This is a genomic window from Pleomorphomonas sp. NRK KF1 (assembly GCF_023721755.1).
In the GTDB taxonomy this organism is placed as follows: Bacteria; Pseudomonadota; Alphaproteobacteria; order Rhizobiales; family Pleomorphomonadaceae; genus Pleomorphomonas.
This window is the reverse complement of sequence record NZ_JAMDLH010000002.1, coordinates 756,680-776,126: the sequence shown is the minus strand read 5'-3', so window position 1 is coordinate 776,126 and position 19,447 is coordinate 756,680. Positions and strand designations below refer to the sequence as shown.

The following is a 19,447-nucleotide window of genomic DNA, read 5'->3' as shown; positions in this document are numbered from 1 at the left end:
GGCAGGCGCGATAGTTTAACCGACTGAGGGCCATAGTGGTAGGCTCCGAAAGCTCGACGAGAGGGAAGAATGATCTTGACCGGTTCCGAGGCTGGCATCGCCGATGTTGCCGTCAATGATGCGTTCCGTGCCCATCTCGCCTTTCCTGCTCCGTTGTTCGACCGCATGGATGAGACCTTCGCCGCCATCCGCGCCGAGCCGGACTACCGGCCGACGCCGCTTCTCGCGTTGCCGGGGTTGGCCGACCGGCTTGGTCTTGGAGCCGTCGTCTGCAAGGACGAGTCGCGCCGGTTCGGATCCGGCGGCGTCAAGGCTCTTGGCGCGCCGCACGGGCTCCGGGTTCTCCTGCGCCAGCGCGGGAGTGGCGGACCCTTCGTGGCGGTCGCCGCCACGGATGGCAATCATGGACTGGCGCTCGCCTGGGCGGCCCGGCGGCAGGGCGGCCTCGCACGCATCTACGTCGGGCGCGACGTCGACGAGGTCCGGCTCGGACGGATCAGGGCCGAGGGAGCTCAGGTGGTCGTGGTGGACGGCACCTATGACGAGGCGGTCCTGGCCGCCGAGGCCGAGGCCCGCCGCGATGGCGCATTGCTCGTCACCGATACCGACTACGACGGCGACAGCGCCGTCTGCGCGGCGATCATGGCCGGTTACGGTCTGCTTGCCGAAGAGGCTTGGCAGCAGGGTATCTCCGAGGCGCCGCCAAGTCATGTCTTCGTGCAGTGCGGCGTCGGCGGCGTGGCCGGTGGCGTGGCTGCGTCGCTATGGCGCCGCATGTCTCCATTGGTACCCCGGATGATCACGGTGGAGCCCGCTTCCGCCGCCTGCGTTCTCGCCAGCCTCCGGGACTGCGCATCCACGCCAGTCGGTGGTGATCTCAGAACCCGAATGGCGGGCCTTGCCTGCGGCCGCATGTCGGCTCCGGCGTGGCGGATCCTGTCGCATACGGCCTTCGCCGGGTTGGCGCTTGACGAGAGTGTCGCCGAAACGGTCCAGGCGGCCCTGGTTGCCGGAGCATGGGGCGACGCGCCGCTCTCCACCTGGGATACAGGCATCGCCGGTCTGGCCGGGCTCGTCGCCGCGGCGTCGGACGACGCATGCCGGCGATTGCTCGGGCTTGATCGGTCGAGCCGGATACTGGCGATCAATACCGAAGGACCGCCCCCGGAACTCAGCCTGTCGAGGCGCGGCTGAGGTGACCTTCATCCATCTGGATGACGCGGTCCGCCACGTGGAAGTAGCGGTCGTCGTGGGTGACGCAAAGGACGATGCGGTCGGGTCGCTTCAGGCCCGGCAGGATTTCTTCGTAAAACTTCCGCCGAAACGACGGGTCCTGATCGGCCGCCCATTCGTCGAGCATCAGCACGGGCTTGTCTTCCAGCTCGGCGACAAGCAGTGCCAGACGTTTGCGTTGTCCGCTGGAGAGGTCGATGGTCGAAAAGGACCGGTCGCGCACCGCCACCTTGTCGGCTATTTCCAGCCAGTCTAGCAACGACGCGAGCCGTTCGGCGGCGGGCTCCTCGACGCCATAGAGACGACGGAACAGATGGTAGTCGGACAGGACCGCCGAGATGCCGTCGCGGTAGGCTTGCCGCTGGTCGGGCTGGAGGGGCTCGCCGTTGACAAGCAGGGCGCCGCGATCAGGCACCAGCAAGCCGGCCAGAAGACGCAACAACGTGGTCTTGCCGGCACCGTTGCCGCCGGTGATGAAGGTGATCTCTCCAGCCCGTATGTCGAGATCGACCGGCCCGAGGGCAAAGCCGGGCGCGCCGTCGGTCGTCCGGTAGGTAAATGTGGCGCCTGAGAGCGCGATCTTCCTCGTAGGCTCGTCGAGAGGCCGGACTTCCTCGGCGGCGCCGGTCGAGGCCGCGCTCGACAGGGCTTCCTCGACCGCCAGGATACGCCCGAGTGAGGCGTCGGTCTCGGCAACGGCCGGGATGGCCTGGGCGATGGTGGAGATCGGCCCGATCATGAACAGGGCGACCGTCGTCACCTGCAACACCACGTCGGAAAAGCCGTCGTCGAACATAGGCACGGCAAAGGTCATCAGCCCGACGAGGGCGTAGAACAGTGACTGAATGATCACGAAGTCGATGGCCCAGCGGCGCTTGGTGGTGCTGCGGGCCGCTCGGACCCGATCGGAATGGGCGACGATTTCGGCGGAAAGTGCGTCCGACAGACGCTGGTTGATCCGCACTTCCTTGTAGCCGTCGACGAAATGCTCGAATGCCTGAAACAGGCGTTGCTCCTCGGCGATCGTCTCGCCCATCGCCGTGGCCATGGTGCCGCTGCGCCGGACATGGACGAGCACCGCGAGCGAGCCGAACACGGCGGCGGCCAGAAAGGCGGGCAGAGACAGATAGGCGAGGAAGGCGGCCACCATCACCAGCGTCACCACCTGCTGGGCGGCCAGCGTCAGGATGGGCACGGTGCGTGACAGGGTCTGCGTTTCCTGCGCCATGGCAGTGAACAGCACTGCCCGGCCCGTGGAGGATACCGTCATATAGTCGGCGTACTGGATGCGGTCGAAAAGCCGGGCCCGCAGCCGGCGGATGATCCTCTCCGCTTCCCTGGCCGAGGCCGACATGACGGCATTCTGCGAGACGGCATTCAGCAACACGGCCACCGCAAGCATGGCGAGCATGCGAAGGCCGGGATCGCTGTGGTCGGCCATGACGGCGCTGAAGCTGACGAGCCCCAGGACGCCGACGGTCGAAGCCGCACCGATTGCCGTCTGGGACGCGAGGGCTCGCGGATTGATCCGGGTTTCGCTGCGAAGGAGGGCAAAGAGCCGCATGTCAGGCCGCCTCCGGGGCGGTGACTTCGGTGAGGCGCCCTTCCTCGAGGTGCAGCCGCCGATCGGCGGCGTCGAAATAGGCGTCGTCATGGGTCACGGCGATGATCGTCTTGCCGCGTGCCCGGAGCTCCGGCAGGATCTCGCGGTAGAACTTGCGCCGGAAGTGAGGCGATTGATCGGCCGCCCACTCGTCCAGCACCAGAAGCGGTCGGTCGTCCAGGAGGGTGGCGATGAGGGCGAGACGCTTGCGCTGGCCGGTCGACAGGGCGATGCGCTCGAACCGGTCGCCGACGATGCGGGTGATCTGGTCCATTTCCATCAGGGCGAGGAGGCGAGCGCCTTCCCGCACATCGAAGGGTGCCGCGCCATAGAGACGTGGAAAGACGTGACAGTCGGCGAACACCGGAGCCACCAGCGCGCGCAGCCGCTCGGCGCCGACGCCGAGACCGTCGATGGTCGTGACCCCGCCCTGGGGATGATAAAGGCCGGTGATGAGACGGATCAGCGTCGACTTGCCGGACCCGTTGCCTCCGGTCACGAAGACGATCTCGCCGCGCCGGACGGTCAGGTCGACCGGTCCGAGGCAGAAGGGAGCCTCGCCCTCGGGGGCAGGATAGGCATAGGAGACGGTCCTGAGACCGATGGTCTGGAAATCGGTCGTATCGTCGGTCGTCGTCGCGGGGGCGTCGGCCATGGCGGCCAGCGTTTCCTGAAGCATCAGGATGCGAATGGCCGCCTGTTCCGATGCGCCGAGCAACGGCACGGTCTGTATCAGCGCGCCGATGGCGCTGGTCATGAACAGAACCGACGTGGTGACCTGGACCACCTGACCGCGAAAGTCGGGCGAGTATATGGGAATGACGAAGACCACCACCGCCAGCATGAAGTAGACCGCCACCTGTCCGAGAACGAACTGCTGCATGGCGCGGATCTGTACATCGGCACGAAGGTCGGTGGCGTCGGCCGACACCGCCTCGAAAGCTTCGGCCAGGTCGCGGCGACGTGCACTCGATAGGCGGACCTCCTGAAAGCCGTCAAGCAGGTCGCCGAGGCTTTCCATGAGCCGCTTGTCGGCATCCATCATCCTGACGAAGCCGGCAGCCAACCGCTGCCCAGCCCGGTGGTAGACGAAGCCGCCGATGGCCGTCGCGATGCCGACCAGAAGGAAGGCGGAGAAGGATATCCAGGCAATATATCCCAGCACCGTCACGACCATGACTGCGGAGCGCAGGCTCAACGCCAGGAACTGCGAGTTCTGCGAGATCGTCTGCGTCGCCTGGGTTATGCCCTCCCTGAGGTCCGATCGGCCGATTGCCTCGACCTTCTCGAAATCGGCCTGTGCGAGGCCGGCCAGCAGGCGCGAACGCAACTGGTGGATGGCGTCCTCGAGGGCCGAGCAGACCCGCGAGGTGACGAAGACTTCGCTGCCGGCGTAGACGGCGATGCCGGCCGCGAACAGCGCGGCCAGCAGCCAGTCGACGCGCGCCTGACCCGAGTCCGACAGTTCGCGGGCAGCGACGTTGACGATCATCAGCACCAGGACGCCGGAAACGCCCGACAGCAGGGCCGCGCCGACGATGCGCGCGCGCGGAAACGAGGGCTGCGAGGCCAGGAGCCGAATGAGGTGGTTCATGAACGCCGGTGTATCCGCGACAAAAGCCCGCTGGCACTATAGCGACACGGCGCGGCATGTCCACGCCCGACAACGGGTCATTCCGCCCTAAGCAATTGCTCCTTAAGGGTCTGGGTGTATAGTCGCCGGCGAAAACAAGCCCATGGCCGGCACGATCGGCCGGAGGGTCCGATGCAGGCCTTTGCTGATCACGAGTCCGGTGTCCGCTATTACTGCCGGAAATTTCCGGACGTCTTCGTGAGCGCGGAAGGGTGTCGCCTCTCCGGGAGGAGCGGCAAGCACTATATCGACTTCTTCTCCGGAGCCGGCACGCTCAACTACGGTCATAACGATGCCGGCATGAAGGCGCGGCTGGTCGCCTATATCGAGCGGAATGGCATCACCCATTCCCTCGACTTTGCCACCGAGGCGAAGGAGACCTTCATTCTAGGCTTCCAGGACACCATCCTGAAGCCGCGTGGCCTTGCCTATCGCATGCTGTTTCCGGCGCCCACCGGAACCAACGCGATCGAGGTGGCGCTGAAAATCGCACGCAAGGCAACGGGGCGCTCGAAGATCGTCAGCTTCGTTCACGCCTTCCACGGGATGACCGCCGGATCGATGGCCGTATCTCGCGGGCCGTTCCGCCAGGCGATCGTTCCCGCCGGTGACACCGTGTTCCTGCCCTATGACGGAACCCCTGGCTGCGACGGTCTCGGCTGGCTTGAGTCGCTGCTGTCCGATGCCTCGGACAGCGCGCAGTTGCCCGCCGCCTGCATCGTCGAAACCATCCAGGCGGAAGGCGGCGTCGTCACGGCCTCCCTTCCATGGCTGAAGCGCCTTTCCGACATCTGCCGCCGCCACGGCATGCTGCTGATCGTCGACGACATTCAGACCGGTTGCGGACGGACCGGCTCCTTCTTCAGCTTCGAACCCGCAGGTATCGAACCGGACGTGGTGTGCCTTTCCAAGTCGCTGTCCGGCATGGGGTTGCCCCTGTCGCTGGTCCTGGTTCGGCAGAACTGCGACTGCCTGTCGCCGGGCGAGCACAACGGAACGTTCCGCGGCAACAATCTAGCCTTCGTCACCGCCACCGAGGCGCTTCGCTTCTGGCGCGATGACAAGCTCGAACGCGAGGTTGCCCGCAAGGCGCGACGGCTTCACGAGCGACTGGCCTGCGTTGTCGAGACGCATCCGGCAACTGCCGGCCAGAGCGTGCGCGGCCGCGGGCTGTTACAGGGAATCGCCATGGCCTCGGGCGATCTCGCCGGCCGCGCGTCGGCGATCGCCTTCGAGAAGGGCCTCGTCATCGAGACGGCCGGACCGCATGGCGAGGTGCTGAAGTGCTTGCCGCCCCTGATCATTTCCGACGCGGAGCTTGATGCCGGTCTCGACATCCTCGCCGACGCCGTGGCTGCGGCCGGTCATGACTGAGGGCTGGTTCGCCCACGCCACCCCGCGCGCCGACGCGCGGATGCGCGTCTTCCTGTTTCCCTACGCCGGCGGCGGCGGCAGCCTTTTCCGGCAATGGGGTCGTGCCTTCGACGCCGACATCGACGTGCTGCCGGTTCAACTTCCAGGGCGGGAAGGAAGGCTTCGCGAGCCGGCAATTGCCTTGCTCGATCGGCTCGCCGATGAGGTCTCCGAAGCTCTCCTGCCACTTTGCGATCGACCCTTCGTTCTGTTCGGATGGTCCATGGGCGCGCGGATCGCCCATGCCGTGGCCCGCCGCTGCGAGGCGACAGGCCGGCCGCCCCACCTTTTGATCGCCGCCGCCAACTCGGCGCCGCACCTGCCCTATGGCAGGCCACGCATCCACGACCTTCCCGGCGAGGAATTCTGGCGTGGCCTTGCCGATCTCGGCGGAACGCCGGGCGAAGCGCTGAACGATCCCGGATTGCGCGATCTGGCCGGTCCGATGCTGAGAGCGGACTTTGCCCTGGTCGAAACGGCGCCGATATCCGAACCGCCATCGCTTGCCTGTTCGGTGGTGGCCGTCGCCGCGACAGCCGACGCTCTGGTCGAGGTGGAAAACGTGGCAGCCTGGCAGACGGCAACCACAGGCCCCTTTCTGCTGATTCGACTGGCGGGGGGGCATTTCTGTCTGCGCGAGGACCCGTCGGCCGCTCAGGCAGCGGTGCGGCAGGCGATCGACTGGGCATCGCGCCAGACGACGGACGTGGCACCCAGGATGCGTGGCATGACCCTGCGCGACATTGCCGACCTGATGGAGTTCTGATGGAGGCGGCCGTCACCATCTGGCACATCCCGCTGAGCGAAGGACCGACGGTTGACGACCATGCCCTGCTCGATGTCGCCGAGCGACGACGCGCCGAGCGCTTCCTGCGCGAGGGCGATCGTCGCCGCTACGTGCGGGCGCATGCGGCGATGCGGCGAATCCTGGCCCAGGAAGCCGGTTGCCGGCCGGACAGGCTGGTCTTTGTCGCCGGCGAGTATGGCAAGCCTGCCCTCGCCGATGGGAGCGTGCGCTTCAACCTGTCACACTCCGGCGATCATGCCGTGCTGGCGACCTCTGTCGAAGTTGAGGTCGGCATAGACATCGAGATCCGGGCGATCGATACCCAGAGGATTGCCAGGCTCGTGCTGACGGACGGCGAGACGAAAGCCTTCGCGGTGCTGCCGGCCGATGTGCAGGAAGCGGCCTTCCTGCGCGTATGGACCCGCAAGGAGGCCGTGTTGAAGGCCGTGGGCTGCGGCCTGACCCTCGACCCACGCAACGTCGAGGTGGGTCTCGGTAGCGTGCCCGAAACGCCGGAGCTCGCCGGACAAAGGTGGAGGTTGTGCGACTTCACCCTGGCGCCGGGCCTTGAACCGTCGCCGATCAGGTTTACCCAACCTCATCGAGACGCGGCCTTTCCAACAAACGAAACCGGAGCATCCGTTTCGCAAGCCGAGGCTTCGATCTGGCCGGTGAATGCTCTGATCGGCTGTCTGGCAGCCAACAAGAAAATCGCGCCGGTCGGTATACGCTCCGGCGCGATCAAATAGCTCGGGTCGAGGGCAGTATGCCTCAGGCAGCGGCCGGTTCGGCCTTCTGGGCTTCCTCGGTTTCCTCGTTGGCCTTGGCAAGCTCGGCCTCATAGAAGGCGCGCATCTTGTCGGCATCGAAATCAAGCAGCGTGCCGCCGGTCTTGAAATGCGCGTGGAACACCCGGCCGAGGGCCAGGGTCGAGACGCCTGACAGGCTGGGCGCCAGCGCCAGACCGAGAACCGGGCCGACGAGCGGGATCGCCTTGAACAGCGAGACAGTACCGGTGGTGATCAGCGACGGTGCGCCGCCTCCGACGAGGGCGGAAACCAGTGTCTTGATGCGGTTGCCGGCCATCGGCACTCCATGCAGCTTGGCAAGCTCGCGCACCAGCCACACCTGAAGGCCACCGATCGCGACAAGGTCGACGATCGGTACCGGCACAAGCCCGAGGCCAGCCGAACCCCACGCCGTGTTCTTGATCAGTCGCTGGGCCTTCGCGTCGATCTCCGCCGGGGAAAGGACGACTTTCTCGGAATCCGACATTGCAGTCTCCTCTGAAGGCGCCCTCTCTGATCCGCCATCAGATCGGCAGGTCGCACAGCGCCCAAATAGCGTCAAATCCTCGCGCATAAGTGTTTTAATGTCAATTGTTTGTAGGGAAATTGGACTGCGAGGTCGGTGTTTCTGGAGGCAAGCGCCGCGCGAGATGCTCTTTCCATCCACAACCGACCCGTTGCGTGGAGCGATCTGACGGAAGGCCGGTCTTGGCCACCTTCAGACAGCGCTCCTTTGCCGACAGGTTTCGCCGGGAATCACCGTGAACAAGCGTTGATGACCTTTCTGCCGCCCCGATCTCCGCCTGGACCGGCCTTGCACCGAATTCGTGAACCCGCGTCAGCCGGGAATCCGCGCGATCACCTTGATCTCGAAGTCGAAGCCGGCGAGCCAGGTTACGCCGACGGCCGTCCAGTTGGGGTCGGGGCGCTCGCTGAACACCTTCTCCTTCACGGCCATGATCGCTCCGAACTGATTTTCCGGGTCGGTGTGGAAGGTCGTGACGTCGACTATGTCGTCGAAGGTGCAGCCGGCCGCTTCCAGAACGGCCTTGAGGTTGTCGAAGGCGAGCTGAACCTGACGGCCGAAGTCCGGCTCGGGCGATCCGTCCGGTCGGCTGCCGACCTGTCCGGACACGAACAGCAGATCGCCGGAGCGGATGGCGGCGGAGTATCCGTGCGCTTCGTAAAGGGCGTGTCTGTTGGCCGGGAAGACGGCGTCGCGTTGAGCCATGTCGATCTCGCTTTGCTGTTGGATAGGGATGCGGGCGCGGCCTTGGCTTCCCGCACTTCATCGTTTGATATACGATGCGTATGTGAGCCAACTCGCATACGATCCGTATGTCAAGTTCATATACGATGTGTATGTGAATTGGAGTGGGACCGATGGCACGACGGCGTCAGGAGACGATGGAGGAGAACCGCGGCAAGCTGATCGCGGCGGCGCGAAAGGCTTTCGCGGAGAAGGGCTATTCCGCCGCCTCCATGGACGAGCTGACGGCCAGCGTCGGGCTGACGCGCGGCGCGCTTTACCATAACTTCGGCGACAAGCGCGGCCTCATGGCGGCGGTCGTCGACCAGATCGACACGGAAATGGCTTCGCGTGCCCAGGAGATCGGCGCCCGGCAGGGGGGCGGCTGGCAAGGCATGCTTGCTGAGGGCGTGGCCTATATCGAGATGGCGCTCGATCCCGAGGTTCAGCGCATCGTGCTTCTCGACGGCCCCGCTGTGCTGGGGGATCCCTCGCAATGGCCGAGCCAGGGGCGCTGCCTGCAGGTCACCAAGCAGGCGGTGGAGCGCCTCATTGAGCAAGGGGTCGTGAAACCTCTCGACGCGGAGGCGGTAGCAAGGCTCCTGAGCGGGGGGGCGCTCAACGCCGCGCTTTGGATCGCAGCCAGCGACAAGCCGCAGGAGGTTCTTCCGAAAACCACCGAGGCCTTCCTGGCCCTCGCCTCCGGCCTTCTCGTGAAAGCGGACTAGACCCTTCTCCTTCTGTTAGGAATGATTCCAAACAAGTTCGGGTTACTGCTAACTTGAGAATGATTCTCATATTATCGTTAGGTCGCCACCAATGAACGCGCGATGTCGGTCCGGCCATCGCATCGTTGGCCGGACCTCGGCTGACGACGCAAGGGGCGGCCGAGATGGTACCGGACAGGTTGCTGCGCCGGACGCGCGAAACCCAGCGATGGAGAGCTGCGATGCGAAGGCCATTCCCCCCGAAACTCCTTCTTTCCCTTGGCGGCGCAACCTTGCTGCCCCTCGTTGCCGCCTCGCCCGCCGCCGCCCACGTCAAATGGTTCGCGCCCTACATTGTCGGCGCGCCGCCGCAGCCGATCGCGGCGACGCTCGGCAACGTCTGGTTCTGGACGGGCATTGTCCTCGTCCTCGCGTTCTTCCTCGCCACTCGCCTCGTCGAGCGGTCGTCGGCCGGGGAGGCCATCCTGCAAGGCCTCGACCGCGCCACCGATCCGCTCTGGCTGCGGCTGGACGATTTCGTCCGCGTCGTCATCGGCGCCTTCTTCGTCGCCATCTTCGCCATCGGCGGCGTCTACCTGACGCCCGACCTCAAGACGCCGGCGGAGTGGGTGTCATGGATGCAGCTCCTGATCGCCGCGCTGATCTTCTCGCGCCGCACGCAGCCGCTTGCCGCCGCCGGCATCATCGGCCTCTGGCTTCTGGCCCTGCGAGACTACGACATCTTCCACCTTCTGGATTATCTGGCGTTGGGCGTCGGTGTCGCCGCCTATCTCGTACTGGAGGCGTTGCCGAACCCGGACTTGCGGGCGCGTCGCTTCGAGGTGCTGCGCTGGGGCGTCGCCATCGCGCTGATGTGGTCGAGCCTCGAGAAGTTCGCCTACCCCGACTGGTTCTATCCGCTGGTGGTGGAGAAGCCCTTCCTGACATTCGGCATGCCGCGCGACGTGTTCATCCCCATGGCCGGCGTCGCCGAGTTCACCATGGGCTTCGGCCTGATCTGGACGCCGTTGGTGCGCCGCCTGTCGGCCATCGCCCTCTTCGTCATCTTCAATGCCGCCGTCTATCCCTTCGGCCGCGTCGACCTGATCGGTCACGCCCTGATCATGGCGATCATCGTCGCCATCGCCGCCGATCGCACCCGCGAGGTGCATTTCCTGCCGGCGGTGAAGCGGGCCCTGGCCGGCGTGCCGGCCGGCCTTGCGGCGGCTCTCGTCATCTTCGCCACCGGTTACTGGGGGCTGCACGTCGCCATCTACGGCGCCGAGGGCAACGTCGGCGCGGCGCCGACCGAGCATCTCACGCACACGCCGAATGCCGAGCATCCCCATGGCGTCACCGGCATGAACGATGAGGTATCCGACGCCGCGACCGCCGAGGCGGCGTATCAGGCGGCCATGGACCGCATGCACGGCCCGATGATGAGCGGTATGGCCGACCCCGATCCGGATGCCGCCTTCGTCCGTGGCATGATCCCGCATCATCAGGGGGCGATCGACATGGCGGAAATTGTGCTCAAGTTCGGCAAGGACCCTGAGAACCAGCATTTCGCCCGTGAGATCATCGATACGCAGACGCGAGAGATCGCGGAAATGCGGGCGTGGCTGCGCCAGCGCGGCATCGCCGAATAAGCCGAACGGGCGGGCTCCTCCCAGGGACGCGTTCGCCTGGCTCGACACGCAAGGCCGCCCGCCTGCCTCGGAAGGGGCGGAGCGGGCGGCCATCCTGCAAGGATTAGGATATCAGCCCGGCGGCGGCCGGCGCGTCAGATCGCTGGCGCGCGGATCCAGCGCCGGGTCGAAACCCGTCCAGCCGCTCTCGCGGTAGAGCTGCTCGCGCTCGGTGAGGTTGACCGGCGGCGTTTCGTCGAGAAGACGGGCCACCATGGGATCCTCACTGTCGTCGACACGCACCGTCACCATGGTGCCACCGCGCCGGATGGCCTCGGCATAGACCTGCGCTTCTTCCGGGGTCAGGCCGGAGCTTGTCAGGGCGTCGACGATACCGCCGGCCACGCCACCGGCCACCGCGCCGGCGGCAAGGCCGGCGAGCGTCGAGACGAACCAGCCCGTTGCCACGATCGGACCCAAGCCGGGGATGGCCAGCATGCCGACACCGGCGAGCGCGCCGGCGCCGCCACCCAGCACGGCGCCGATGCCGGACCCGGCAGCCGTCGCTTCGGCTCCGTCGCTCACGCGATTCTCGTCGCTTTCGGGGGAGATGACCGAGATGTCGTCATTTGGGATTCGGGCCGCGCGAAGGCGATCCACGACCGTCATGGCGTCGGACCAGGTGTCGTAAAGTCGGGTGTGCGTGCTCATGTTGCTATCCTTCCCAGTGGTCGGAATGGCTGTTGGCCTGAAAGCATCATCCGACCGGAGTGAGGCGAAGCTCGAGTGGATGATGCTTATTAAACAATGCACTAGAGTGCCGTTCTGAGTTCGGTCTGGTCGAGCGGGGGCTCTATGGCCACGCGCAGGGGGTGCCTCAGTCCACGCTGATCGTACCCTTGTAATCGACCGCCACGTTGACGGTGGTGCCGTTGCGGAGAGCATGACCGCGCCAGATGCCGTCTTCGGATTGAGCGAGACCGCTGACGTTGGTGTAACCGGCCTCTTCGAGCCAGGATCTGGCCTGTGCCTCGGTGAAGCTGTTGGCGCCCGGCTCCAGTTTCTCGTCGGCCGGAACCGTCTGCGCCGGAGGCGTGGCGGGCGCCGTCGGCGCGGCGGGATTCGGAGCCGGAGTAGCGGCCGGTTCCGTCGACGTCTGGGCAAGCGCGCCGGTACTGAAGGCGATAACTGCGGCCACGCAGAGTGAGGCGAGTTTCATCGGAATCTCCTCGGGCGTTGGGAGCTCTATCGATCAAGCGGAGCCGGGAGACGGCACCCTGCCTGTAACTTTGGAGAATGGCGGAGACGATGTTGGCGACGTCCCGCAACGCCTTATCCAACGCGTCGCAACGGCAATAGTTCCACCGTCCGCATCGCGCTATTTCGCTCCGGCACAAGCATGGCCGACGTAAACCGACGGTTGTCGGCGTCGGTCAGCGAAACTCGGCTGACGGAGATACGTGACGGAACCGTTTCGTGTCTGGGGAATTCACTTGGAGTTGTTTCGTCCAATTCAGCGGGCGGCCGAACTCGCGAGCCGTCCTCCTTGGTTCACGTCGGCTCGAAACTCAAAAGCGCATCATGATGTCCGATGATATTCTCTCCTACCTACCGGCCATGCGCGCCTTTGCGCGTTCCTTGTGCGGCAACGCCACCGACGCCGACGATCTGGTCCAGGAAACCCTGCTGAGAGCGATCGAGAATATCTCAAGCTATACGCCAGGCACCAACATGCGGGCCTGGCTGTTCACGATCATGCGAAACCGCTTCTACTCCAACTGCATCAAGCGGACGAGGGAGCGAACCGGCGACGAGGACTGTGCGTCGCAGCAGCCGACCGTTTCCGCCCATCAGGAATGGCAAGTGCGCATCAAGGAGCTCGAAACGGCCCTTGAGGAGCTGCCCGTCCATTATCGCGAGGCGATTGTTCTCGTGGTGGTTCTCGAAGAAAGCTACGCCCGCGCCGCCGAAATCCTCCAATGCGATATCGGCACTATCAAAAGCCGCATCAATCGCGGGCGCCGGATGCTGCGCACGGCCATGGGCGAAGAGATCTAGCCGTCTCGGCACGACCTCGAAGGCGTCCCCGAGGGAATGGAACTTCTGCAAGGGTTGCCGGTTGGATTAAGCGCGTGCCGCGAGGATGCGCCGAAGCTGCCGCGAGAAAGCGGCGAGCCGTAACGGTTCGGTCGGTCGCCACAGTCGGAGAAGCCAATCAGGCGTTCTCCGGGGCGAGCGACGAGCAGACTTGTCGCCACATCCAGGAGAGTGAATCCCATGGACGATATCCGTGAACACTATATGGCATGGCTTCGTGACGCCCATGCCATGGAGGAGCAGGCCCTTACGATGATGCGCGGCATGCTGTCGCGCCTCGAGAACTACCCGGTTCTTTGCGCACGGATGGAAAAGCACATAGGCGAGACGGAGCGCCAGGCCGAGTCCCTGCGCAAGCTGCTTGAAGGGCGCGACAGCGGCGCCTCCGTCGTGAAGGATACGCTCGGCAAGGCCTCGGCCCTAGGGCAGGCCCTCGGCGGCATGTTCGCCGACGACGAGGTGATCAAGGGCGTCATGGCGAGCTATACCTTCGAGCAGATGGAAATCGCCGCCTACAAGGTTCTGATCTCGACGGCCGCCGTCCTCGAAGACACCACGGCGATCCCCATTCTCGAAGAGAATCTCGCCGAAGAGCAGGATATGGCCGATTGGCTGTTCGATCATATGGACCAGACGACGCGCATTTTCCTGGCGCGCGACGAAGCCGGCATTCCGGCTCGCCGGTGACGCTGCTCGGTCCGATCCTCGTCGCTTGCTCGCAGGCCGTCGCGTTTATCGCGGCGGCTTGCCACGGTCAGTCCGCTTGAGAAGTATCGTCCGTCCCCTTCTCCCGCCGACGATCGACCAGCTCTCCAAGCTCGGTGGCCAGTTGGCGCAGCCGCTCGGGCACCGGTTCGGCGGCGATGGCGTCGAGCAGCCGTCGCGCGGTCTCCCGCAACCGGGAGAGATCGCCCTCGGTCAGTTGCTCGTCGCACGGATTATCTGAAGAAGAGTTGTTTGATGACATGATCGCTACAGCATGGGCGCACCTTCTGAAAATCATATTACCTGGCAAAGCGCGCCGAAACCGTAATCTCCCTAGAAATCTCCCAGTTCTGCTCTCTCGTGCTTTCCCCACTGGGGGGGCGGCTGAGGGGACATGGACGGAAGGGGTAGCGATCGGCGGTCCGTGACAACGAACTCGCCGGTCTCGATCGACAACATGCAGATCAACGGATTGTTCCGATCTGCCACGACGGTCCAACCTCCGGACCGTCTCGGGTAACGCCCCGGGTCCCGGCGCAGGCCGGAACCCTCGGGGACGCCCTCGGTGACATTCTCTACCGGACCGATATCTCCGGCGGACGCAAAGCCCGGAGTGGATCCACTAGATGATCGGCTTGCCACCGGTAACCGCGATGGTGGCGCCGGAGACGTAGCTCGACATCGGCTCGGCCAGCATCACATAGGCCGACGCGAGCTCCACCGGCTGCGCCGGCCTCTTCATGGGGTAGTTGCTGCCGAACTGCGACGTCTTCTCTGCCGACATGCTGGCCGGAATGAGGGGTGTCCACACCGGCCCCGGGGCGACGCAGTTGACGCGAATGCCTTTTTCCGCGAGCAACTGGGCGAGGCCGCCGGTGTAGTTCTGGATTGCCCCCTTGGTCGTGGCATAGGCGAGAAGGCTGGGGCTCGGGCTGTCGGCGTTGACCGAAGCGGTGTTGATGATCGAGGCGCCCGGCTGCATGTGCGGCACCGCCGCCTTGGCCAGGTAGAACATGGAGTGGATGTTCACCGCGAAGGTTCGCTGCCATTCCTCATCCGAAATCTCGTCCAGGCTTTCGAAACTGTCCTGATGGGCGGCATTGTTGACGAGGACGTCGATCCGGCCGAACTCATCCACCACCCGCTTGACCATGTCGCGGCAATGGGCGGGATCGGAGATGTCGCCGGGCAGTTGCAGGCAACGGCGCCCGCTGTCGGTCACGAGGCGTGCCGTGTCCGTTGCATCCTCGCGCTCCTCCAGAAACGACAGTGCCACGTCGGCGCCCTCACGGGCGAAGGCGATGGCGACGGCCCGGCCGATGCCGCTGTCGCCGCCGGTGATCAGGGCGACCATTCCCTCAAGCCGGCCGGAGCCGCGCCAGCTCTCCTCGCCATGGTCGGGCGCCGGCTCAAGAAGCCTGAAGCTGCCCGGAAGCTGCTGGGTCTGCTTGGGAAAGGGCGGCTTCGGGTAGTCCGGATAGCGGGGCGCGCCAGACGTGTTTTCGCTGTTCATGGGATATCTCCGTGTTGGTCTGGCCGGCCCGAGACGGCCGGCCGAGGGGCGACGCAAGGTTAGGAGCTGTGCGTCGACAGGAAGGGAAGTGGCGGCACCAAATGGAGCCGCGGCCTCTCCTCGCGATATCGGTCCAGCATGGCGGCGGTCACAAGGACCGTGCCGTCCCGCGTGACGCGGAACCAGCGCTGGTCTTCATCCGGATCTGCGCCGATGACGAGGCCGTCCGGTATGGTTGCGCCGGAAGCGCGGTGGCTTTCGAGCATGGCGCGGTAGTCCATCTGGCAGACGTGATCGGCCGAGAGAACGAGTATTTCTTCGGCGCAGCTCGCCGCGATTTCGGCGAGGTTGGCGCGAACGGCATCCGCCGTGCCTCTATAGCCTTCGGGGCGCAGCCCGTATCCGTCGCGTGTTTCTATCCCGTTCGGAAACTGGTGCAGCCACTCGATCTGAAGATGCCGGGTCAGACCGGCCGGCTGATACTGCGTCGCGACCAGCAACTGCGGCAGCCCCGACCGCATCGCATTGGCGATCGTGAAGTCCACCAGCTTTCCCCCGGCAAAGGGCATGGCGGGTTTGCATTCGCTCAATGTCAGTTCGTGAAGCCGCGTTCCCTGTCCCCCCGCGAGCAGAATGCAGAACGCGTCGGCAGTCGGGAGCGAAGGGAAAGACGGAAAAGGCATTTTTGACCTCCGGTGGCTGGAGGTCGTGAAATCGTCGAAGTCACCGATTGTTCCCGGCGAGGAGGCGACGCGGCTGCAGCTCCGACATTCGGGGCGCGAGGGAACAATCCGTCCTGCCGGCGGTTTGAGAGGGGCAACTAACTTTCAGCCTAGAGGTGAAACCATGAAGACCAAGTCGCTGGACGATCTTTTCCTGGACATGCTCAAGGACGTTTACTACGCCGAGCGCAAGATCCTGAAGGCGCTGCCGAAAATGGCACGTGGCGCCCGGTCGTCGGAGCTGCAGGCTGCCTTCGAGAAGCATCGCGACGAAACCGAGCTTCAGGTCGAGCGTCTCCAGCAGGTGTTTGAACTCATCGGCAAGCCCGCGCGCGGCAAGACCTGTCCCGCCATCGAGGGTATAATCGAGGAGGGCGAAGAAGTCCTCGAGTCCTTCGCTGGCTCCGACGCCATCGATGCCGGCCTGATCGCCACCGCGCAGGCGGTCGAGCATTACGAAATTGCGCGCTATGGGACCCTGTGCCGTTGGGCTGAACTGATCGGTCAGAAGCAGGCCGCCAAACTTCTGAAGGAGACGCTGGCCGAGGAAGAGACGACCGATGCCGGCTTGACGAAGATCGCAGAAGGCTCGGCCAACCAGGCCGCCCTCAAGGCCGCCTGAGGGCGAACGTCCTGAACTGGAATCGACGCATCTTTCTTCCTCGGGCGGCGCCCGGTGCGGACGGTCCCTCTCCGGAGGGGCCGTTGGACGCTTGTGGCCAGTACGTTGATGACGAGAGCCTTCGCCGACCAAGTGGTTCAACTTCGTCGTCTAGCGAAGGCTCCAGAATCTTTGCCGGAGCAGCCGCTTCGATCACGTTGACATAATGTGATCGGCGGGCGCGCGAGAGGCGGGCCGGCGCGATTCAAGAAAAACCAGCGTCCCTTGACTTAGCCGGCAATGAAACTTCCCTGCTTTTTGTCACTGTCGTACAAGTCACGGCACTTGTTCAACTTTTGGTGGGACTGTTCAAAATCTCGGTTTGGTATTTGCGAAAAATTCATAAGAGCGCCGTAAATTTGCCTAGACATAAGGGTGAAGGATGGCGCTCGGAAAACAACTTCAAACTGCGCTGAGCGTCAGTCGGCGCGTGTCGTTGCTCGTTGGGGCGCTCGCGGCGTCGTGCCTTGCCATTGCTCTGGCTTTGATGTTCGTCCGCCTTGGCACGCTGCCGGCGTCCTGGCAGCCAGGGCTGCTGGCGGGCCTCGTTTCGGAGACGCTTCTTCTTCTGCTGATCGTTGCCATCGGCTTCTTGCTGATGCGCAAGAGTCTCGCCTTGATGCAGGGCGAAGAAACGGCCGAAAGCACCGCCCGGGTCGACCCCGTCACCCTGGCATTGACGCGCGGCGACTTCCTCGATGAACTCAGGCGTCGCGTGCAGACCTCCGGCGATCGCCGGCATGCCTACGTGATGGTCGATCTCGACCACCTCAAGGCCCTCAATGACACCTTCGGTCATCCCGCTGGCGACGAAGCGCTGGCCCAACTGGTCCGTATCTGCCGCGAGGAGCTGCCCGGGGCCGTCATCGGGCGGCTTGGTGGCGACGAGTTCGCATTGCTTCTCACCGATTGCTCGTCGCGCGGCGAGGTGGTGCAGGCCGTGAAGGCCCTGCTCGACCGACTGCGGCAGCCGGTGCAGATCAACGGCCGCACCATGCGCCTGTCGGCGACGGCCGGCATCGCCATGGCGCCCGACGACACGCATATCGCGCTCGAGCTCGTCAATCTCGCCGACCTGGCGCTCTACAAGGCCAAGCAGGCACGGGGCACGGTTCTTTCCTACAATGCTCGCATGCTGGTCGACGACCGCTACACTCGGCTGTTGACCCGCGAACTGCGCGCCGCCATCTATCTCAACCAGCTGGACATGCACTATCAGCCGATCGTGGCGGCGGATGGTGAGGAACAGACGGCCTTCGAAGCCCTGATCCGTTGGCATCATCCGCTTCGTGGCACCATTCCTCCGGCGGAGTTCATTTCCGTTGCCGAGCAGTCGACGCTGATCGAAGAGGTCGGCGAATGGGTGATCCGTCGCGTCATCCGCGACGCGGTTCGCTACGGCGAGTACCAGTTCGGGATCAACGTTTCCGCCGTCCAGCTGAAGCAGCCCGGCTTTGCCGCCTTCGTTGCCGGCGAACTCGCAGCGGCCGGGTTGCCGGCCAGCCGTCTCGTCCTGGAGATCACCGAAACCGTGTTCCTCGATTTCGGCTCGGTCGAGAGGGCGAACCTCGACGGCCTGAGGGAGGCCGGCGTGATGATCGTCCTTGACGATTTCGGCTCCGGCTTCGCCTCCCTGCAGTATCTGAGGAAGTTCCACTTCGACTGCCTGAAGATCGACAAAAGCTATGTTCACGCCGCCGGGTCGAGCGACGTCGACATGACCTTTGTCACGACGATCACCGAACTTGCGCGCGCGCTTGGAACGCGCGTTCTCGCCGAGGGCGTCGAGACCGAGGAGCAGTACCTCCTGATGAAGGCGGCCGGATGCCAACGCTTCCAGGGGTACTACTTCGGCCGGCCCGCTGCCCTTCCGGACGTGGTCGCCTCGCCGGCATCGCTGGCGAGGGAGCGACGCGCCATCGGCGGCTGAGTTGACGGAATCCGGCGATCTTGCCGGACATTTGTCGGACGGATCGGAAGCAAGCCATTTCGCTCCACCTTGCTTTTGGCTTACGGTAACGGCGCTTTCTCGCGCTGAACGCGATTCCGCTTCCATCGGAGGTTTGCCGTGCGCCTCATTGGCATGCTCGATTCGCCCTACGTCCGCCGCACCGCGCTGACGCTTGCCGCTCTCGACATTCCCTTCGTCCACGAGCCGCTTTCCGTCTTTCGTCACTACGATGCCTTTGCCGCCATCAACCCGGTGGTCAAGGCGCCCACGGCGGTCACCGACGACGGCGTCGTGTTGCTCGATTCCACCCTGATCATCGACTACGCCCTGAAGGCGCTAGCCGGGGGCAAGGCGCTCGGGCCGGTCGACCCAGGGTTCGCCGTTCTTGACGTCCGGTTGACCGGGCTTGGCCTCGCTGCCTGTGAAAAGGCGGTGCAGATCGTCTACGAGCGCCAGCTCCGTCCAGTCGAGAAACGACACCAGCCATGGTTGGATCGCGTTGCCGGTCAGCTCAGGGCAGCCCTCTCGGCCATTGAGGCGGAAATCGGCGGAGCCGGCTGGCTCTTGGGTCCCCCACCGAGCGAGGCCGGCATCACGCTGGTCGTGGCGGGAACCTTCATTGCCGCCCTGGTTCCGGATGTGGTGTCGCTGGCCGACTATCCCCGTCTGGCCGCGCTGACGGCCGCCGCCGAAAAGACTGAGCTCTTCCGGGCGTGGCCGCACGAGTAGATGCGGGAAGCGATCAATTAGTATGACT

Annotated in this window: 20 protein-coding genes; 11 read left to right on the top strand and 9 right to left on the bottom strand. The window is 64.8% G+C overall.

Features of this window, described 5'->3' with window-relative positions; genetic code table 11:
* Window positions 1–69: 69 nt before the first annotated feature.
* Window positions 70–1,194, top strand: coding sequence for a pyridoxal-phosphate dependent enzyme (locus M4J39_RS08905; protein WP_251727450.1), 1,125 nt, complete (start codon window positions 70–72; stop codon window positions 1,192–1,194).
* Here M4J39_RS08905 and M4J39_RS08900 read toward each other — a convergent pair.
* Window positions 1,172–2,797, bottom strand: coding sequence for a cyclic peptide export ABC transporter (locus M4J39_RS08900; RefSeq protein WP_251727449.1), 1,626 nt, complete (start codon window positions 2,795–2,797; stop codon window positions 1,172–1,174). The two genes, M4J39_RS08905 and M4J39_RS08900, sit on opposite strands and share 23 nt — an antisense overlap.
* A 1-nt stretch (window position 2,798) precedes the next feature.
* Entirely contained in the window at window positions 2,799–4,430 is a 1,632-nt protein-coding gene (locus M4J39_RS08895) for a cyclic peptide export ABC transporter (protein ID WP_251727448.1), read from the bottom strand.
* Window positions 4,431–4,601: 171 nt separating this feature from the next.
* Here M4J39_RS08895 and ectB point away from each other — a divergent pair, with 171 nt between their 5' ends.
* The 3 genes from ectB to M4J39_RS08880 are packed head-to-tail and all read left to right on the top strand — an operon-like array spanning window position 4,602 to window position 7,418.
* Window positions 4,602–5,843 carry a diaminobutyrate--2-oxoglutarate transaminase gene (ectB, locus tag M4J39_RS08890; RefSeq protein WP_251727447.1) on the top strand — a complete coding sequence of 414 codons (1,242 nt, stop codon included), beginning with the start codon at window positions 4,602–4,604 and terminating at the stop codon, window positions 5,841–5,843.
* Window positions 5,836–6,648, top strand: coding sequence for a thioesterase II family protein (locus M4J39_RS08885; protein WP_251727446.1), 813 nt, complete (start codon window positions 5,836–5,838; stop codon window positions 6,646–6,648). Before ectB ends, M4J39_RS08885 begins: the two co-directional genes overlap by 8 nt.
* Complete coding sequence (locus tag M4J39_RS08880; RefSeq protein ID WP_251727445.1) at window positions 6,648–7,418, top strand: 4'-phosphopantetheinyl transferase superfamily protein; 771 nt, start codon at window positions 6,648–6,650, stop codon at window positions 7,416–7,418. Before M4J39_RS08885 ends, M4J39_RS08880 begins: the two co-directional genes overlap by 1 nt.
* Before the next feature lie 22 nt (window positions 7,419–7,440).
* Here M4J39_RS08880 and M4J39_RS08875 read toward each other — a convergent pair whose 3' ends face one another.
* Entirely contained in the window at window positions 7,441–7,944 is a 504-nt protein-coding gene (locus M4J39_RS08875) for a YcjF family protein (protein WP_251727444.1), read from the bottom strand.
* A gap of 351 nt (window positions 7,945–8,295) precedes the next feature.
* On the bottom strand, window positions 8,296–8,688 hold the full coding sequence (locus tag M4J39_RS08870; protein ID WP_251727443.1) for a RidA family protein: 393 nt from the start codon (window positions 8,686–8,688) through the stop codon (window positions 8,296–8,298).
* A 152-nt stretch (window positions 8,689–8,840) separates the two neighbouring features.
* On the opposite strand from M4J39_RS08870, the gene M4J39_RS08865 reads away from it, so the two are divergent.
* Window positions 8,841–9,434: a TetR/AcrR family transcriptional regulator gene (locus M4J39_RS08865; RefSeq protein WP_251727442.1), complete on the top strand. Its 594-nt coding sequence runs from the start codon at window positions 8,841–8,843 to the stop codon at window positions 9,432–9,434.
* A gap of 272 nt (window positions 9,435–9,706) precedes the next feature.
* Entirely contained in the window at window positions 9,707–11,062 is a 1,356-nt protein-coding gene (locus tag M4J39_RS08860; protein ID WP_251727441.1) for a DUF305 domain-containing protein, read from the top strand.
* A gap of 111 nt (window positions 11,063–11,173) precedes the next feature.
* On the opposite strand, the gene M4J39_RS08855 is transcribed toward M4J39_RS08860, so the two are convergent.
* Together M4J39_RS08855 and M4J39_RS08850 are read right to left on the bottom strand one after the other, a co-directional pair.
* On the bottom strand, window positions 11,174–11,752 hold the full coding sequence (locus M4J39_RS08855) for a hypothetical protein (protein ID WP_251727440.1): 579 nt from the start codon (window positions 11,750–11,752) through the stop codon (window positions 11,174–11,176).
* A gap of 166 nt (window positions 11,753–11,918) precedes the next feature.
* Window positions 11,919–12,260 (bottom strand): PepSY domain-containing protein, encoded by a 342-nt coding sequence (locus M4J39_RS08850; protein ID WP_251727439.1) that lies wholly within the window; start codon window positions 12,258–12,260, stop codon window positions 11,919–11,921.
* Between the two features lie 362 nt (window positions 12,261–12,622).
* Between M4J39_RS08850 and M4J39_RS08845 the strand changes: the two genes are divergently transcribed.
* Window positions 12,623–13,099, top strand: coding sequence for a sigma-70 family RNA polymerase sigma factor (locus M4J39_RS08845; RefSeq protein WP_251727438.1), 477 nt, complete (start codon window positions 12,623–12,625; stop codon window positions 13,097–13,099).
* Between the two features lie 219 nt (window positions 13,100–13,318).
* Complete coding sequence (locus M4J39_RS08840) at window positions 13,319–13,825, top strand: ferritin-like domain-containing protein (RefSeq protein WP_251727437.1); 507 nt, start codon at window positions 13,319–13,321, stop codon at window positions 13,823–13,825.
* Between the two features lie 67 nt (window positions 13,826–13,892).
* On the opposite strand, the gene M4J39_RS08835 is transcribed toward M4J39_RS08840, so the two are convergent.
* The 3 genes from M4J39_RS08835 to M4J39_RS08825 all read right to left on the bottom strand — a co-directional run bounded on the left by M4J39_RS08835 (window position 13,893) and on the right by M4J39_RS08825 (window position 16,039).
* The gene (locus M4J39_RS08835) at window positions 13,893–14,105 is read right to left on the bottom strand and encodes a hypothetical protein (RefSeq protein ID WP_251727436.1); all 213 of its coding nucleotides are present in this window, start codon (window positions 14,103–14,105) and stop codon (window positions 13,893–13,895) included.
* 360 nt (window positions 14,106–14,465) lie between these two features.
* Window positions 14,466–15,356 carry an SDR family oxidoreductase gene (locus M4J39_RS08830; RefSeq protein WP_251727435.1) on the bottom strand — a complete coding sequence of 297 codons (891 nt, stop codon included), beginning with the start codon at window positions 15,354–15,356 and terminating at the stop codon, window positions 14,466–14,468.
* A 59-nt stretch (window positions 15,357–15,415) separates the two neighbouring features.
* Entirely contained in the window at window positions 15,416–16,039 is a 624-nt protein-coding gene (locus M4J39_RS08825) for a sugar phosphate nucleotidyltransferase (RefSeq protein WP_251727434.1), read from the bottom strand.
* 163 nt (window positions 16,040–16,202) lie between these two features.
* On the opposite strand from M4J39_RS08825, the gene M4J39_RS08820 reads away from it, so the two are divergent.
* The 3 genes from M4J39_RS08820 (at window position 16,203) to M4J39_RS08810 (ending at window position 19,419) form a co-directional block, all read left to right on the top strand.
* Complete coding sequence (locus M4J39_RS08820) at window positions 16,203–16,700, top strand: ferritin-like domain-containing protein (RefSeq protein WP_251727597.1); 498 nt, start codon at window positions 16,203–16,205, stop codon at window positions 16,698–16,700.
* A gap of 469 nt (window positions 16,701–17,169) precedes the next feature.
* Complete coding sequence (locus M4J39_RS08815; protein ID WP_251727433.1) at window positions 17,170–18,669, top strand: EAL domain-containing protein; 1,500 nt, start codon at window positions 17,170–17,172, stop codon at window positions 18,667–18,669.
* A 138-nt stretch (window positions 18,670–18,807) separates the two neighbouring features.
* Window positions 18,808–19,419: a glutathione S-transferase N-terminal domain-containing protein gene (locus M4J39_RS08810; RefSeq protein ID WP_251727432.1), complete on the top strand. Its 612-nt coding sequence runs from the start codon at window positions 18,808–18,810 to the stop codon at window positions 19,417–19,419.
* Window positions 19,420–19,447 lie beyond the last annotated feature (28 nt).